At 66.1% G+C, this 15,165-nt stretch carries 12 protein-coding genes and 2 tRNA genes; 8 read left to right on the top strand and 6 right to left on the bottom strand.

Annotated elements, in window-relative coordinates; all coding sequences use genetic code 11:
- Positions 1-247 precede the first annotated feature (247 nt).
- From AC13GF_RS08045 to AC13GF_RS08035, 3 genes are all read right to left on the bottom strand, one after another.
- Positions 248-323 (bottom strand) — tRNA-Glu (locus AC13GF_RS08045).
- 47 nt (positions 324-370) lie between these two features.
- Positions 371-446: transfer RNA gene (locus AC13GF_RS08040), tRNA-Ala, on the bottom strand.
- Positions 447-535: 89 nt separating this feature from the next.
- Positions 536-949, bottom strand: a complete 414-nt coding sequence (locus tag AC13GF_RS08035; protein ID WP_483004253.1) for a heavy metal-responsive transcriptional regulator — start codon at positions 947-949, stop codon at positions 536-538.
- 186 nt (positions 950-1,135) lie between these two features.
- Between AC13GF_RS08035 and AC13GF_RS08030 the strand changes: the two genes are divergently transcribed.
- The 8 genes from AC13GF_RS08030 to AC13GF_RS07995 all read left to right on the top strand — a co-directional run bounded on the left by AC13GF_RS08030 (position 1,136) and on the right by AC13GF_RS07995 (position 11,192).
- Complete coding sequence (locus tag AC13GF_RS08030) at positions 1,136-2,203, top strand: GlxA family transcriptional regulator (RefSeq protein WP_019336511.1); 1,068 nt, start codon at positions 1,136-1,138, stop codon at positions 2,201-2,203.
- Positions 2,204-2,283: 80 nt separating this feature from the next.
- Positions 2,284-3,087, top strand: coding sequence for a redoxin family protein (locus AC13GF_RS08025; protein ID WP_483004252.1), 804 nt, complete (start codon positions 2,284-2,286; stop codon positions 3,085-3,087).
- Between the two features lie 30 nt (positions 3,088-3,117).
- On the top strand, positions 3,118-3,960 hold the full coding sequence (gene dsbG, locus AC13GF_RS08020) for a thiol:disulfide interchange protein DsbG (protein ID WP_483004251.1): 843 nt from the start codon (positions 3,118-3,120) through the stop codon (positions 3,958-3,960).
- A 514-nt stretch (positions 3,961-4,474) separates the two neighbouring features.
- On the top strand, positions 4,475-5,908 hold the full coding sequence (locus tag AC13GF_RS08015) for a DcaP family trimeric outer membrane transporter (protein WP_483004250.1): 1,434 nt from the start codon (positions 4,475-4,477) through the stop codon (positions 5,906-5,908).
- 76 nt (positions 5,909-5,984) lie between these two features.
- The gene (adiC, locus tag AC13GF_RS08010) at positions 5,985-7,337 is read left to right on the top strand and encodes an arginine/agmatine antiporter (RefSeq protein WP_012511406.1); all 1,353 of its coding nucleotides are present in this window, start codon (positions 5,985-5,987) and stop codon (positions 7,335-7,337) included.
- 20 nt (positions 7,338-7,357) lie between these two features.
- The gene (locus tag AC13GF_RS08005) at positions 7,358-9,646 is read left to right on the top strand and encodes an Orn/Lys/Arg family decarboxylase (RefSeq protein ID WP_483004249.1); all 2,289 of its coding nucleotides are present in this window, start codon (positions 7,358-7,360) and stop codon (positions 9,644-9,646) included.
- Positions 9,647-9,674: 28 nt separating this feature from the next.
- Entirely contained in the window at positions 9,675-10,577 is a 903-nt protein-coding gene (locus AC13GF_RS08000; RefSeq protein WP_483004248.1) for a cation diffusion facilitator family transporter, read from the top strand.
- Between the two features lie 180 nt (positions 10,578-10,757).
- On the top strand, positions 10,758-11,192 hold the full coding sequence (locus AC13GF_RS07995; RefSeq protein WP_483004247.1) for a RidA family protein: 435 nt from the start codon (positions 10,758-10,760) through the stop codon (positions 11,190-11,192).
- Here the strand turns inward: AC13GF_RS07995 and AC13GF_RS07990 are convergent.
- Genes AC13GF_RS07990 through AC13GF_RS07980 form a run of 3 tightly spaced genes read right to left on the bottom strand, consistent with a single transcriptional unit; the run spans position 11,189 to position 15,153 of the window.
- Positions 11,189-11,902, bottom strand: a complete 714-nt coding sequence (locus AC13GF_RS07990; RefSeq protein ID WP_483004246.1) for an energy transducer TonB family protein — start codon at positions 11,900-11,902, stop codon at positions 11,189-11,191. The genes AC13GF_RS07995 and AC13GF_RS07990 overlap by 4 nt on opposite strands.
- Positions 11,895-12,695: a ChaN family lipoprotein gene (locus AC13GF_RS07985; RefSeq protein WP_483004296.1), complete on the bottom strand. Its 801-nt coding sequence runs from the start codon at positions 12,693-12,695 to the stop codon at positions 11,895-11,897. Before AC13GF_RS07985 ends, AC13GF_RS07990 begins: the two co-directional genes overlap by 8 nt.
- Positions 12,682-15,153, bottom strand: coding sequence for a TonB-dependent receptor (locus tag AC13GF_RS07980; protein WP_483004245.1), 2,472 nt, complete (start codon positions 15,151-15,153; stop codon positions 12,682-12,684). The genes AC13GF_RS07985 and AC13GF_RS07980 overlap by 14 nt, the downstream gene beginning before the upstream one ends.
- Positions 15,154-15,165 lie beyond the last annotated feature (12 nt).

Genomic DNA, 15,165 nt, shown 5'->3' with positions numbered 1-15,165 from the left:
CGGGATCGAACCGCTGACCTCCTGCATGCCATGCAGGCGCTCTCCCAGCTGAGCTATGGCCCCGTGTTACCGAGCCGCCTATCATACCTGCGTGTTCACGTTTGTGGAAGCTTTTTTTGAGCTTTTTTCGTTCCGGTTCAACCGCGACCACGAGGGCAGGGGAACCGCAACGCCACAACCTGAATGCCGGTAGGCGGTGAACAAAAAAGACCCGGTTATCGGCCGGGTCCTCGTTGTTCGTGATGAGTGGCGTCCCCACGGGGATTCGAACCCCGGTCGCCACCGTGAAAGGGTGATGTCCTAGGCCTCTAGACGATGGGGACGCACGAAAACTTCAAGTTGTAGATTCTTCGACGGCCTAATGTCGAAGTGGTGGAGCCAAGCGGGATCGAACCGCTGACCTCCTGCATGCCATGCAGGCGCTCTCCCAGCTGAGCTATGGCCCCACGTCGCTGAGGAGCGAAATAATAGCCTTGCCCCAGGGGGTTGGCAAGCATTTGTTGCACTTTTCTTCACGTGCGTTGCGAAGCCGATGTCAGTCGCCGTTCGCCTGTGCAGCGTCGTCGGTCAGTGCCGCCAGGATCGGGCACTGGTCCAGCGTGCCGTGACCGGGGCAGGCGTCGACCAGCTGCGAAAGTGCGGTGTGCATGCGCTGCAGTTCCGCCATCCGTTGTGCGATGTCCTGCAGGCGCGCCTGCGCGGTGTCGCGCACGCTACCCATGTCCTGCGAGTGGCAATCGCTCAGTGCGAGCAGCTCGCTGATCTCTTCCAGGCTGAAGCCCAGCGCCTTGGCGCGGCGGATGAATCGCAGCCGGCGCAGATCCTGCTCGCCGAAGATGCGGTAACCACCCGCCGAGCGGGCCGCGGTCGGCAGCAGCTGCTGTCGTTCGTAGTAGCGCACCGTATCGATCGGCACGCCCGCCTGGCGGGCCAGTTGTCCAATGTTCATGGCGGATTCCTGCGGATGCTGCCGGCCATTGTGAAGCCTGGAGTCTGGTCGAGAGTCAAGGCTTGGCCCGGGTGCGCGCATTCAGCGCACTTTGCAACTTTCTTCATAGCCCCGCCGATGGGCCAGTTCCTACCCTTCGCCTGAACCGGCCGTTCGATGGCCTGCAACGAACCGAGGAGGTGGTCTGTGGAAGGATTCAGGAACGAAGGATTCGTCGAGATCGCGGTGGTCGAGTACCCGGGAGGTGATCCGTCTGCCGCCTCGGTGCTGGCCGAAATGGCGCACGTTGCCAATCGCCTTGCCCAGCAGCAGCGTCGGCCGTTCAAGCGGGTGCTGGTCACCCGCTGGATCGTGCCGGCCAGCCAGACCGGTGTGCATCGTATTGCGGGTGCGGAAATGCTCGATGCGGCCATCCCGGCTGTGATTGCCGTTCCGGGCCAGATCAGTGCCGGTGCGTGCCTGCGCGCGGATGAGGTCCTGCTGGACTGGCTGCGCGCGCACTATGACGGTGGCAGCCTGCTGGCCGCCGCCAGTGATGGCGTCAGTGTGCTCGCACGGGCCGGATTGCTGGCCGGACGTACGGTCAGTGGCCCCGATCTCGGGCGCCATCCAGGCCTGCAGGCGCAGGCCGCGAGCTGGGTGCCGAGCGAGCGGGCACTGGTGGATGACGGTGACCTGCTGACGGTCGGCGGGGGCCAGGCCTGGCGCTTCCTGGGCCTGCGGCTGCTGTACCGGCTGCATGGGCAGGGCGTGGCCAGTGCGGTCGCGCAGCAACTGGGCATCACCGTGCCCGCCACGATCCAGCAGGATCTGGAGCGCTTCAGTGCCAACTTCGCACATGGCGATCGTGATGTGTTGAAGGCGCAGCGCTGGTTGCACACCACGGCGGCACGCGGCGCCACCCTTGCCGCGATCTGCGAAGTCTCCGGGCTGGAGCCGCGCACACTGCAGCGGCGGTTCCTCAAGGCCACCGGCCTGCGGCCGATCGAATACTGCCAACGGCTGCGCATCGCCAAGGCGCAGACCCTGTTGCAGCAGGGGGCGGGTATCGATGAGGTCGCCTGGGGCGTCGGCTACGCTGATCAGAGTGCATTTCGCCGGTTGTTCCTGCGCATCGTTGGCATGACGCCGGCCAACTATCGGCGTCACGTCAGCAGCAAGCGCCGCGAGCGGCCCTTGATGCCGTCGGTGGCGGGCAGCCTGCGCGGGCTGCAATCGCCTTCGGTGATGCAACTGGGGCGCAGCGCGGCCTGATGCGGGCAACATCGGTGCGCTTGCAACCGGAGCGCGACACTTCGACCATGCAGTCAGTGGACGATTGAACAGGTGGTCTGATGTCGAGTGTTGGGCCGGTGCCGATGCCGGTGATGTTGATTCTCGTGTGCGTAGTGCTGGCGATGGCCGTGGCGCGTCTGTGGCCACGCAGGAAGGACGGCATGCCGCTGCCTTCTGCACCCAGCATGGTTCTGGACATGCTGCTGGTGGGCCTGCTGTGTGGTCGCATCAGCTTCGTGGCCTTGAACTTCGCGCTGTATCGCGAGGCGCCGTGGAGCATTCTGCAGATTGCCGATGGTGGCTACCACCTGGTGGTGGTCCTGGTTGCGGGATTGGCATGGGGACTGTGGCGGTTGCGCCCATGGCGGGCGTTGCGCGCCCCGGTGCTGGGCGCGGCGTTGGCAGGTGTGCTGCTATGGGCGGGCGGCAGTCAGATGCTGTCCGCCTGGCAGGAGCGGCAGATGCCCTTGCCGGTACTGCAGGTTGCCGATCTGCAAGGGGGCAGGGTGGATCTGCAGCAGTTCCGTGGCAAGCCACTGGTGCTGAACCTGTGGGCCAGCTGGTGCGGGCCCTGCCGGCGCGAGATGCCGGTCTTGGCAGCGGCGCAGCAGGCACATGCGGATGTGCAGTTCGTGTTCCTCAACCAGGGTGAAACCCTTGAGGAAGTCCAGGGTTTTGTTGCGCGCGAACGACTCCTGCTGGGCAACGTATTGCTGGACGATGACGCTGCGGCATCCACGGTGCTGGGCGTGCAGGCCTATCCCTCGACCCTGTTCTTCGACGCCGAAGGGCGCCTGCGTGAACTGCACCTCGGCGAACTGACGGCAGCCGGTCTTGAACACAAACTGCGCCGGCTGCGGTAGCCTGCGCGGGCATCTCACTACGGAGTTCCCATGTTGTCGACTTCCCTGCGCACCGCCCCGGCGGTGCTGTTGCTGCCGGTCCTGCTGGCATTGGCCGCCTGCAGCCAGGCACAGACGCCGCCGGGCAAGACCGCCGCGGCACCGGCAGCGAGCGCCACAGCCGCTGCCAACAAGGGCGATCGCCCTGCGGTGCTGAAGGGCATCGAGAAGCATGGGTTCGAGGTCGTCGCCGAATTCGATGCTCCCGGTGGCCTGCGAGGCTTCGCCGGCGTGGTCGGCGGCCAGCAGCCGGCAGCGGCCTATGTCACTGCTGATGGTAAGAACGTACTGGTCGGCAGCCTGTTCGATGCGGAGGGCAACGATGTAGCCGCTGAGGCCGTTGAGAAGCTGGTGGCCTCGCCGATGTCGGCCAAGATGTGGACCAAACTGGAAGCCAGCGCCTGGGTGCGTGACGGCAAGGCCGATGCGCCGCGCGTGGTCTATACCTTCAGCGATGCCAACTGCCCCTACTGCCACAAGTTTTGGGAAGCCGCGCGTCCGTGGGTGGATGCCGGCAAGGTGCAGCTGCGTCACATCATGGTCGGCGTCATCCGTGAGGACAGCCCGGCCAAAGCGGCGGCCATCCTCGCTGCCCGTGACCCGAGCGCGGCGCTGCTGCAGAACGAGCACGACTTTGATCGCGGTGGCATCAAGGCGCTGCCGAACATCAGCCGCGAGATTGCGGGCAAGCTCGATGCCAATCAGGTACTGATGATCGAAATGGGCTTCCAGGGCACCCCGGGCATCCTGTTCCAGGACGCACAGGGGCAGGTACAGCGTCGTGCAGGCCTGCCGCAGGGTGCCGATCTGCAGACGGTGCTTGGCCCACGCTGAGTAGCGCCAGCCTCATGAAACACTGCACAGGCCCGCATGGCAGCATGCGGGCCTGTCGCATTCTGCGGTGAGCCTTCCGATTGCAGGCCTGCGCAACGTTGGATCATCGTCACGTCTGAATCGTGACTGACATCAAGCATCGTGCCTTGATTCCAATCAAGGCCAAAAACGACAGGCGGATTAGCCTGTGACGCATGGAATACAGCGTCAATGCGCGATGGATGCCGCGCTCGCCACGCCCTGATCAGGGTCGGCCGGCACAGCCATTCACGACACTCTCACTCCGTGCTTGTTACCCAGACCGCTGCGGTCGCCACCTCTCTGGCAGCGCGGCCTTGATGGAGTCGGCATCGGTGCGGGCAGGGCAATGTCATCGTCCTGTTGCCTGCAATGCGCAGGCTGGCCGCTGCCGTCGACGCAGTATCCGCATTTCCAGCAACGGCAACGTGGGGCCGGAGCCGCGCATGCGTGCGTTCGGCCTGCGCGATGAACATGGACGTCCAGGGAGGATGCAATGCGCGTGGCGGTACTGAGTCTGGCCTGTTTGACCGCATTGGCGATCACGCCGGCATATGCACAGGCTGATGACAAGGAGGACGCGCAGGCGCTGCGCCGTGAGATCGCGGCCATGCGTCAGGCACTGGAAGGAATGCAGCAGCGCCTGGATCGGCTTGAGCAGCGCGATGGCGCGGTTGCGCCTGCCATCGCCCAGGCACCTGCGCCCGCGATCGCACCTGTGGGCAATACCCCTATGCTGCATCCCACCCAGGTGCCGGGCGTGGCACAACCGGTGCTGCCGCAGCGTGAATCGGTGGCCGATCCATCCACCGCGGCATCGCGACCGGACAGTGCGGCCGGCCCAACCGACCCGGATCTGAAGGGTTTCTTCGCCATTCCCGGCACCGATACGGTGATCCGCATCGGCGGCTACGCCAAGCTCGATGCCATCGCCGATTCGCGCGCGGCGGGCGATGAGGATCAGTTCATTCCTTCGTCGATGCCGGTGGGCGGCCGCCATCGTGACGTGTCCAATTTCAACATCCATGCCAAGCAGACCCGCTTCAGTTTCGAGGCGCGGCGCCCGACCACGCACGGCAACCTGCGCTTCTACCTGGAGAACGACTTCTTCGGCAGCAGCGATGGCTACGAATTCCGCCTGCGCCATGCCTATGGCCAGCTTGGCAATACCTATGCCGGCTACGGCTATTCCAGTTTCATGGATCCGGACAGCCTGCCCGACACCTTGGACTTCGCTGGCCCCGGTGGCGCCGGTTACCTGCTGGTGGCCGGCATCCACCACAGCTTTGCGATGGGCAAGGGCAACACCCTGACCGTCGCCGCCGAAGATCCGAAGACCGAACTTGCCGGTGCCAGCGATGAGCGCGCCGCAGTGAACCGGCTGCCGGATGTGACGGTGACGGCGCGCATGGAGCGCGACTGGGGTCACGTGCAACTGGGCGCGGTGGCACGCAGCTTGGCCTATGACGGCGACGATGAGCGCGACCGGCGCATGGCCGGTGGCCTGCAGTTGAGCGGCTCGGCCTCGGTGGGCGAGCGCGACCTGTTGCTGTTCGGTGCGCTGGGTGGCCGCGGCCTCAGCCGTTACACCGCCGACCTGACCGGCTCCGGACTGGACGCGGTGGTCGGTGCCGACGGCCGTCTCGACGCGCTGGACCTGCACGGCGGCTTCGTGGGCTACACGCATTACTGGTCCGAGCTGTGGCGATCGAACCTGATCTTCGGCCAGCTGACTCTGGAGCGGAATGCTGCACTGGCGGCCGACGCATTCCGTCTGAGCCGCTACGGCGTGTTCAACCTGATCTGGAGCCCGGCACCGTCGTGGACGATGGGCATGGAGCTGCTGTACGGCCGCCTGGAACAGCAGGGTGGCGCGCGTGGCGACACCGTCCGGGTGCAGGGCAGCCTGCAATACAACTTCATCAGATAGGCGCCAGCGGTCGTACGCCAGCGTAACCGTCCCCACGCCCGGTTGCACCGGGCTCATGCCAGTACAGGAGATTGTCATGGCAGAAGCAAAGAAAATCGGGGTGGTCGGAGCCACCTTCCTCGTCGCCGGCAACATGATGGGCTCAGGCGTGTTCCTGCTGCCCTCCAGCCTGGCCAAGATTGGTACCGCCTCGATCTGGGGCTGGCTGATCACTACCGCGGGCGCGCTGCTGCTGGCCTTCGTGTTCGCCAAGCTGGGCAAACTGGCGCCCAAGGCGGGCGGCCCCTATGCCTATGCACGTGACTGGTTCGGGCCCTATATGGGCTTCCAGACCAATACCATCTACTGGTTCGCCAACTGGATCGGCAACGTCGCCATCCCGATCGCGGCGGTCGGTTATTTCAGCTACTTCTTCCCGATCCTGTCCGAGCCGCTGGTGCGCTGCATCGCGGTGCTGATCCTGGTGTGGGCGCTGAGCTTCGCCAACATGATCGGCCCGGCCTTTGTCAGCCGCGTGCAGACGGTCACCACCAGTTTCGCGCTGGTGCCGATCCTGGGCATCGCCATCTTCGGCTGGTTCTTCTTCGATGCCGACATCTTCAAGGGCGCCTACAACGTGTCCGGTGAGTCCAACTTCGGCGCGATCTCCAGCGCTGCGGCACTGACCCTGTGGGCCTTCATCGGTGTCGAATCCGCTTCGGTCACGGCGGGCGTGGTCGAGAACCCGGAAAAGAACGTGGCCCGCGCCACCCTGGCCGGTGTGTTCCTGGCCGCCATCGCCTACATCGCCAGTTCCTCGGTGATCATGGGCATGGTGCCCAATGGCGAGCTGCAGACCTCCGATGCGCCGTTTGCGCTGGCCGCTGCCAAGGCCGTCGGTGGCTGGGGTGGTGCACTGGTCAGCCTGTGCGCCTTCATCGGCGCTGCCGGTTCGCTGGGCGGTTGGATCCTGCTGACTGCACAGAGTGCCAAGGCAGCCTCCGATGATGGCCTGTTCCCGAGCATCTTCAGCAAGACCAACAAGGATGACGTGCCGGTCAAGGGCGTGCTGATCGTGGCGGTGCTGATGACCCTGGCGGTGCTGGTCACCTCCACCTCGGAAACCGCGTCGGCACAGTTCGACGTCATCACGTCGGCCGCCGTGGTACTGACCCTGCTGCCCTACATCTACTCATGCGTGGCCTGCTACTTCGTGGTCGAGCGTTCGCACACCCTGGTCCACACCGGTGCGTTCTGGACCCTGACCAGCCTGACCGTCGTGTACTGCCTGTGGGCGATCTACGGCTCGTCGGGAACCATCGTGCAGTACGCCTTCCTGTTCGTTCTGTTCATCACCGTGTTCTATCCCTTCTTCAGCGAGGAGCGCCGCCAGCAGCGGCAGCGCGCCCGCGAGGCATCGGCGATCAGTGCCGGCGCCCAGCGTTCCTGAGTTAGACAAGGAGAATCAACGTGTACTTCAAGTCCCTGGACTATCCGGTCATTGTCATCGACAACGACTACGAGTCGCCGCGCATCGGCGGCATCCTGATCCGTGCCCTGGTGGAAGAGCTGCGCAGCAACGACCAGCGCGTGCTGTGCGGCCTGAACCTGGATGATGCCCGCGCCGGTGCCCGCACCTACGTGGCGGCTTCGGCAGTGCTGATCTCGATCGACGGCAGCGAAGAGGTGGATGGCGAGTTCCAGCGCCTGACTGCCTTCCTGCGCGAGCAGAGTGCTCGCCGTGCCAATCTGCCGGTGTTCCTGTACGGCGAGCGCCGCACCATCGAGAAGGTGCCGAGCAAGCTGCTCAAGTACATCCACGGCTTCATCTTCCTGTTTGAAGACACCAAGAGCTTCATCTCGCGACAGGTGATGCGCGCGGCCGAAGACTACATGAAGAACCTGCTGCCGCCGTTCTTCAAGGCGCTGATCCATCATGCGGCCGAGTCGAACTATTCCTGGCATACGCCTGGCCATGCCGGCGGCGTGGCGTTCACCAAGTCGCCGGTCGGCCGTGCGTTCCATCAGTTCTACGGCGAGAACACTCTGCGCAGCGATCTGTCGATCTCGGTGCCGGAGCTGGGTTCGCTGCTTGACCATACCGGTCCGATCAAGGACGCCGAGAACGAGGCCGCACGCAACTTCGGTGCCGACCATACCTTCTTCGTCACCAACGGTACGTCCACCGCCAACAAGATCGTCTGGCACGGCACGGTGGCGCGCGGCGACGTGGTGTTCGTCGACCGCAACTGCCACAAGTCGCTGCTGCATGCGCTGATCATGACCGGTGCGGTGCCGGTGTACTTCACCCCCAGCCGCAACGCGCACGGCATCATCGGCCCGATCAGCCTGGATCAGTTCACGCCGGAGTCGCTGCAGCAGCGCATTGCCGCAAATCCGCTGGCCAGCCAGGCCTACAAGGCCGGTTCCAAGCCGCGCATCGCGGTGGTCACCAACTCAACCTACGACGGCCTCTGCTACAACGCCGAGAAGATCGCCGACGAGATCGGAAGTGCGGTCGATTTCCTGCACTTTGACGAAGCGTGGTACGCCTACGCGGCGTTCCACCCGTTCTACGAGAACCACTACGGCATGGCCAAGGGCAAGCCGCGCGAGCAGGATGCGATCATCTTCACCACGCATTCGACCCACAAGCTGCTGGCGGCGTTCTCGCAGGCGTCGATGATCCACGTGCGCAACTCGGCACAGCGCAATCTGGATGCCGAGCGTTTCAATGAGTCGTTCATGATGCACACCTCGACCAGCCCGCATTACGGGGTGATCGCGGCCTGTGACGTGGCCTCGAAGATGATGGAAGGCGATGCCGGCCGCTCGCTGGTGCAGGAAATGCATGACGAGGCCATCGCCTTCCGCCGAGCGATGCTGCACGTCCGCGACGACCTGGGCCGCGACGACTGGTGGTTCAGCGTGTGGCAGCCGACCCAGGTCGAGCGCAGCCTGGACAAGGGAGATACGCCGGCACCGCTGGTGGCCAAGCGCGAGGAGTGGTACCTGCAGCCGGACGCCCACTGGCACGGCTTCGAGAACCTGGTTGACGACTATGTACTGATCGATCCGATCAAGGTGACCCTGCTGACTCCGGGCCTGGCGATGGACGGCAGCATGGGCAAGCTGGGCATCCCGGCGGCGGTGCTGAGCAAGTTCCTGTGGGGCCGCGGCATTACCGTGGAAAAGACCAACCTGTACTCGGTGCTGTTCCTGTTCTCGATGGGCATCACCAAGGGCAAGTGGAGCACCCTGGTCACCGAGCTGATGGCATTCAAGGAGCTGTACGACCGCAACGCGCCGTTGAGCCAGGCACTGCCGACGCTGGCCGCCGATTATCCGAACGCCTATGCCGGCTGGGGCCTGCGTGACCTGTGTGACGCGCTGCATGCGTTCAACCAGGAATTCGCGGTGGCCAAGGTGATGCGCGAGATGTACGTGGATCTGCCGACCCCGGTGATGACTCCGGCCGATGCCTACAACCATCTGGTGAAGGGCGAGATCGAGCGGGTCGACATCGAGCAGATCAGTGGCCGCATCGCTGCGACCATGCTGGTGCCGTACCCGCCGGGCATTCCGACCATCATGCCGGGCGAGCGTTTCGGCGACAGCGACGAGCCGATCATCCAGTCGCTGCGCATCGCCCGCGAGCAGAATGCCCGTTTCCCGGGCTTTGAATCGGACGTGCATGGGCTCATCATCGAGCACGATGGCGATGTGCCGTCGTACAAGGTGGAGGTGCTGAAGGCCTGACCGGCAACGGTCGGCCCTTCGGCGAACGATGGATACCGCGCGCGAGCAACGCATCCTGAAGTTCTCGATCGGGGTCACCATCGCGGTGAGCGCGGTCGGCTTCAGCGGTGGCCTGCTGGTGGGATCGCAGGCCATCCTGTTCGACGGCGTGTACAGCCTGGTCGACGTCGCGTTGACCCTGGTGTCGTTGTCGGTGCTGCGGCTGGTGGCGCGGGAACAGAGCCCGCGCTTCCAGTACGGCTACTGGCACCTGGAGCCGATGGTCGAGGCACTCGGTGGGGTGATCCTGTCGCTGGCCTGCGTGTATGCGCTGGCCAACGCGGTGATTGGTTTGACCACGGGCGGGCACGAAGTGAAATTCGGGCCCGCGCTGTGGTGGGCGGCGCTGCTGAGTGGCAGCAACCTGGCGATGGCGGCGTTTGTCGCCCAGCGGGCGCGGCATCTGCGCTCGGCGCTGCTGTGGCTGGATGTGCGCGGCTGGCTGCTGGGTGGATTGATGAGCCTGGCGGTGGTGCTGGCCTTCGTGCTGGCGCTGGTCCTGCACGGTGGTGAGTGGCACCACTGGGTGCCGTACCTGGATTCGATCGTGCTGGCGTTGATCAGCCTGGCGGTGTTGCCGGTGCCCGCGCGCAGTGCGTGGAAGGCCATGCGCGAAGTACTGCAGGTGGCGCCAGACGATCTGGACCGGCGCGTGCAGCAGGTGATGCAGGCGTTCGTGGCCGAGCGTGGCTATGCCGGTTTCACCAGTCACGTGGCGAAGATGGGGCGGATGCGCTTCATCGAGATCCATGTACTGGCCGACCCGGCCATGCCGCTGGGCTCGGTGGGTGAAGTCGATGCGATGCGCGACGAGATCGCGGTGCGGCTGGATGCGCGCGGCAGCACGTTCTGGCTGACCATCGATTTCACGGCGGATCCGGCGTGGACGTGACCACGCTTCTGTAGAGTCGAGCTTGCTCGACTGCTTTTCGTCAGCGGAAGTCGAGCAGGCTCGAGTCCACGGGAACGCGTGATCGTTGCGCGTGGCAGACCGGTCTGTTGCACCGGATCCGTTTGACCTCAACCCGGGTTGAGGTCACAGACTGCCGGCAACCCCCACGAGGCGCGCGGCATGAACCTGCTGACCACACCGGACCTCAGCCATGGCCTGCTGGAGCTGTTCAATCCACCGGGCCTCTACGATCCTTCGGCCAACGGCTACTCACACGTGGCGGTGGTGCGCCTGCCAGCACGGGTGATCCACGTGGCCGGGCAGGGCGGTGAAGATGCGCAGGGCCGTCTCTCGCCCAGCTTCGAAGACCAGGTCGGGCAGGCGCTGGACAACCTGCAGACCGCGCTGCGCTCGGCACACGCAAGCCTGGCCGACGTGGCGCGGTTGCGCATCCTGGTGGTCGGCCACGATGAGGACCGGCTGGGCATCATTGCCCACCAGGTGCGGCGGCGCTGGCCGAACCGCGCGGCGCCCACCTGCACGCTGATCCCGGTGCCGCGGCTGGCGCTGGACGGCATGTTGTTCGAGATCGAGGCGGAGGCCTATGCCGCCTAGCGCAGGTAGTACTCCACCGGCACCACCAGCTCCTGCGGTGCCTTCATTTCCATGGGAATGGGCGGTAGCGGTTGTGCACGACGGAAGGTCTGCAGCGCTGCGTCATTCAGCATCGGCTGGCCACTTGACTGCTCCAACCGCAGGGCCAGCAGGCGGCCCTCACGGTCGATGCTGGCCCTGACCCAGGCGGTGCCCTGCTGCCGGCGCGAGCGCGCGGCGGCAGGGTAATAGCGATAGCGCTCCAGCCGCGCCATCAGGCGGGCTTCCCACTGGTCGCTGGCGGCGCCGGCCTGGAAGTCTGCCGGTGGCGCGTCTGGAGCGGGCGGCGCGGCCGTGATCGATGCCGGTGCGGGACTTGCATCGGTCGCGGCCGCGGGCGGGGCGACCGGCAGTGGCTTTCGACCCGTCCCGCCCGTTTCGCTGGCGGCCAACTCGCCCTCGCGCGCGGCGGTGGGCTTCGGTGGCGGGGGCGACTTTGTCGGTTGCGATGCGCGCGCCTGCTGCGCCTGGCTGGGGGTGTCGGCCTGGTGCTCCTCTACGGGCTGTGGCGGCGTGGCCGGTGCCAGCAGGCGCAGGCTGATGCGCACGTCCTGCTCCGGCGGCGGCAGCATCGGCGGCACAGCGACCCAGTGCACCAACAGCAGCAGGGGCAGCAGGTGCAGGACGACGGTGATCGCGATCGCCTGCCAGTGTTGGCCGCGTTCACTCATCGCCCGGCACCCACAGCAGATCGGCATCCGCCGCATCGACGGTTTCACCCGGCGAAGCCAATGCGATCACCAGCGCAGGCGTAGCCGGTGACAGGTAGCCCGGTACCCCGGTACCGCGCAGTACATGCCAGCGACCCGCGACCAGCAGCGCCGGCGCGGGCGCATCAAACAGCACCTGCGCCATGCGCGTGTCGCGGGCCCGCTGCACGGCCAGCATCCCTTCCAGCATGGGGGCCGCGTCTGCGTGCTGGGCCAGCACTACCGCCGACAGGCGCTGGCGGGCAGCGGCCACCGGGAACCGCACCGCCTCGCTCGAGGCGAGCAGCGCGTTGACCTCGGCACGCGACAGATTGCCGCCGAACAACGGCGTGCCTGCATCGGCAGCATCCCGTACCAGCCCGCCATACGCGGCCCACGGCCAGCGCGTATCCCAGTCCAGCAGTTCCTGCAGGCGTGCACCTTCGGCCTGGTTGCCCTTGGCCAGCCAGCGCTGCACCCGCTGCAGGCGTGGCTGGCGCTCACTGGCGATCATTTCCAGCACCAGTGAACCCTGCGGGCGCCGCCGCTGCAGGGCCTGCAGCAGCCAGCGCTGGGCGGCATGGTCTCCGGGGAGATCATGCCGTTCACCCAGCAGCAGTCGCTGGGCGTCCGCCGCACGCGTCACGAATGCGGCTTCGTCCAGGCGCTGGCCGTTGGCCAGGTCGATCACCGTGCCAGGCATCGGCTGCGCGCTGGCCACGCCCGCCAGGGCCAGCAGGCACAGCGGCAGCCAGCGACGGCTAGAACGCCATATTGACGCCCATCGAGACGGTACGGCCACGGCCGTTGCCGCGGTCCAGGATCGGGCTGAAGATGCTGTCGATCGAGGCATTGTTGTCATAGGCCTTGTTCTGCAGGTTTTCGATGTTCAGCCACAGCGTAGTGTTGGCCTGGGGCTTGAAGCTCGCGTAGAAGTCCAGCAGCACGCCGGTGCCGCCGGTCTTGCGGGTCTGGAAGAAGTCGTAGCCTTCCTCGGTCGGGCCGGAGTACTCGGCGCGCAGGCCGGCCTGCACGCGCTGCTGCCACCAGCGGCCGCCCACGTCCAGCGTCCAGTAGCGGTCGGGCAGGGCGGTGATGTCTTCCAGGTTGACGAACTCGATGGCCGGCGCACTGGTGCGCGAGCGGGTCCAGCTCAGTGTGGCGTGGTAGTGCTCGCTGGCGTAATGCGCTTCCAGCTCGATGCCACGCATGCGCACCACGCCGGGGTGATTCATCCAGCGCGTGGTGGCACTGAAGTCGTCGGCGTCCAGCACATCGGTCCAGCCAGTGAGCTGCGGATCGCTGTCGATCGGCACCACGAACGGCTCTACTTCCGGCGGATGCACGATCAGCAGGTACTGCGGCTTGATGTAGTCGCGGATGCGGTTGTCGAAGCGGGTGACCCGCAGCTGGACCAGGTCACCGTCGACCAGCAGCGAATCGGTGCTGAGGTTGGCGCCGAACTGCAGGTTGCGCGAGCGCTCGCGACGCAGGAACGGATTGGCACCGATGCCGTCGGCGATGCTGGCGTCCTCCAGCGGGATCTTCTCGAAGAACATCTCCTGTACGCGTGGTGGCCGGGAGGTACGCGAAACCTCGGCGAACAGCTGCAGCCAGTCGGTGGCCTGCAATGAAACCGCCAGGCTCGGACTGAGTGCGCGCTCGGTGCGACGCACGTCGATGTCGCCGCCATTTATCTCGGTGCACTGGCCCGGCACGTCCGAGCACACCGGGATGTGGCCACGGATGCCGAAGCGATCCTGGCGCAGACCGGCGGTCAGGGCGTAGATGTCGTACTGCAGCTCCAGCGTGCTGAACACGCTGTCCAGCTGGCTGCGACCCTGCGGGTTGGCACCGCGCAGAATGGGCGTATCGGCCACATAGATGTCCGATTGGTGCTTGATGCCGGTGTTCCAGCGCGCCTGCAGCGCGCCGATATCGAAGCGGCTGGTGTTGTCCACGGTCCAGCTGCTCAGGCTGCTGTGGGTGCGGCGGCCGATGTAGCTGGACGCCTCCACCGGCGGATAGAACAGCCGGGTCTTGTTGCTGGCAAAGGTCGCGCGCAGGTCGATCCACGGCGAATAGGGCGTGTAGTGGTAACTGGCGCGCTGGTTGCGCGCGGAAATCTGCCACGGATAGTTGTGGTAGAAGTCGTTTTCGTAACGCATGTGGCTCAGGTCCAGCCGGTGCTGGTCGCTGGGCTGCAGGCGTGCTTTCAACAGCCAGCTGCTGGGCTGCTGGCTGCCCGGGTCGGCGTTGTTCTTCTGCCCGCGCGCGGTCGCGTACTCGCTGCTGCGGCTGCTGCTGGCAGCGGCCAGCAGGCCGAACTGGCGGTCGCCACCCTCTTCGCTGTGGCGCCAGGCACCGGCGAAGGTGCGGCCACTGCCGTAGCCGTTGTTGCCGTGGCGGTAGCCCGCGCGCAGGCCCCAGTCGCGCCCCTCACCGAGCAGGTCGTCGATATCCAGCGTGCGGAAGTTGGCACTGCCGGCCAGCGTGCCGGCGCCATCGCCACCGGCGACTGCACCGCGCTGCACGTCCACGCCGGCCAGCAGGAAGGGGTCGACATAGGCGAACGGGCCGCCCGAGCCATGCCCGGCATTGTTGCGGAAGGTCTGGGTGACACCGTCGATCATGGTGTTGACCCGGCCGGCACCCGTCATGCCGCGGATGTTGACCTGCAGGCCCGGCTGGCTGCGCGAATGGAAGCTGTGGGTGCCGGGCATCGAGCGCAGCAGGCTGTTGCCGTCCTGGCGTTCGGCCATCGCCACGCGCTCGCTGCCGACCGAGGGCGCAAAGCCATCGCGGGTGGCCGGTACATATTGGCTGGCGCCGGCACCCGGTGCCTGGCCGTGTGCGGTAGTACCCTGCACCCGCAGCGGGCCGGTGCGGCGGCTGCCATCGGCGCGTTCGGCCGGCGCCGGTTCCAGGGCGGCACGACGCGCATCCACGAAGCGCGGGCGCAGGCCGCTGCCTGCCAGCAGGCGCGTCAGGGCCTGCGCATCGTCGAAGTCACCGCGCAGCGCAGGCGCCGAATGACCTGGGGGCAGGGCCGCGCCGATCACCAGATCGACTCCGGTCAGCCGGCTGTAGGCGTCCAGCGCGGCCGCCAGTGGCTGGGCGGGCAGATCGTAGCTTCGAGTGGCGGCCTGCGCGTGGGCGCTGTTTGGCAGCAGTGGAACGGTGCTGGCACAGGCCAGCGACAGGGCGAGGACAAGGGGGCGGGGGCACAGCATCGGGGGCTCCAG

Source organism: Stenotrophomonas sp. 22LJNL06-5-1, from assembly GCF_056861455.1.
The sequence above is the reverse complement of the archived record's forward strand: the minus strand, read 5'-3'. Positions and strand labels throughout refer to the sequence as shown.

Coding starts and splice junctions, on each gene's coding strand:
- AC13GF_RS08035 (WP_483004253.1), bottom strand. CDS start 949: ATGAACATTGGACAACTGGCCCGCCAGGCGGGCGTGCCGATCGATACG.
- AC13GF_RS08025 (WP_483004252.1), top strand. CDS start 2,284: ATGTCGAGTGTTGGGCCGGTGCCGATGCCGGTGATGTTGATTCTCGTG.
- dsbG (WP_483004251.1), top strand. CDS start 3,118: ATGTTGTCGACTTCCCTGCGCACCGCCCCGGCGGTGCTGTTGCTGCCG.
- AC13GF_RS08015 (WP_483004250.1), top strand. CDS start 4,475: ATGCGCGTGGCGGTACTGAGTCTGGCCTGTTTGACCGCATTGGCGATC.
- adiC (WP_012511406.1), top strand. CDS start 5,985: ATGGCAGAAGCAAAGAAAATCGGGGTGGTCGGAGCCACCTTCCTCGTC.
- AC13GF_RS08000 (WP_483004248.1), top strand. CDS start 9,675: ATGGATACCGCGCGCGAGCAACGCATCCTGAAGTTCTCGATCGGGGTC.
- AC13GF_RS07995 (WP_483004247.1), top strand. CDS start 10,758: ATGAACCTGCTGACCACACCGGACCTCAGCCATGGCCTGCTGGAGCTG.
- AC13GF_RS07990 (WP_483004246.1), bottom strand. CDS start 11,902: ATGAGTGAACGCGGCCAACACTGGCAGGCGATCGCGATCACCGTCGTC.
- AC13GF_RS07980 (WP_483004245.1), bottom strand. CDS start 15,153: ATGCTGTGCCCCCGCCCCCTTGTCCTCGCCCTGTCGCTGGCCTGTGCC.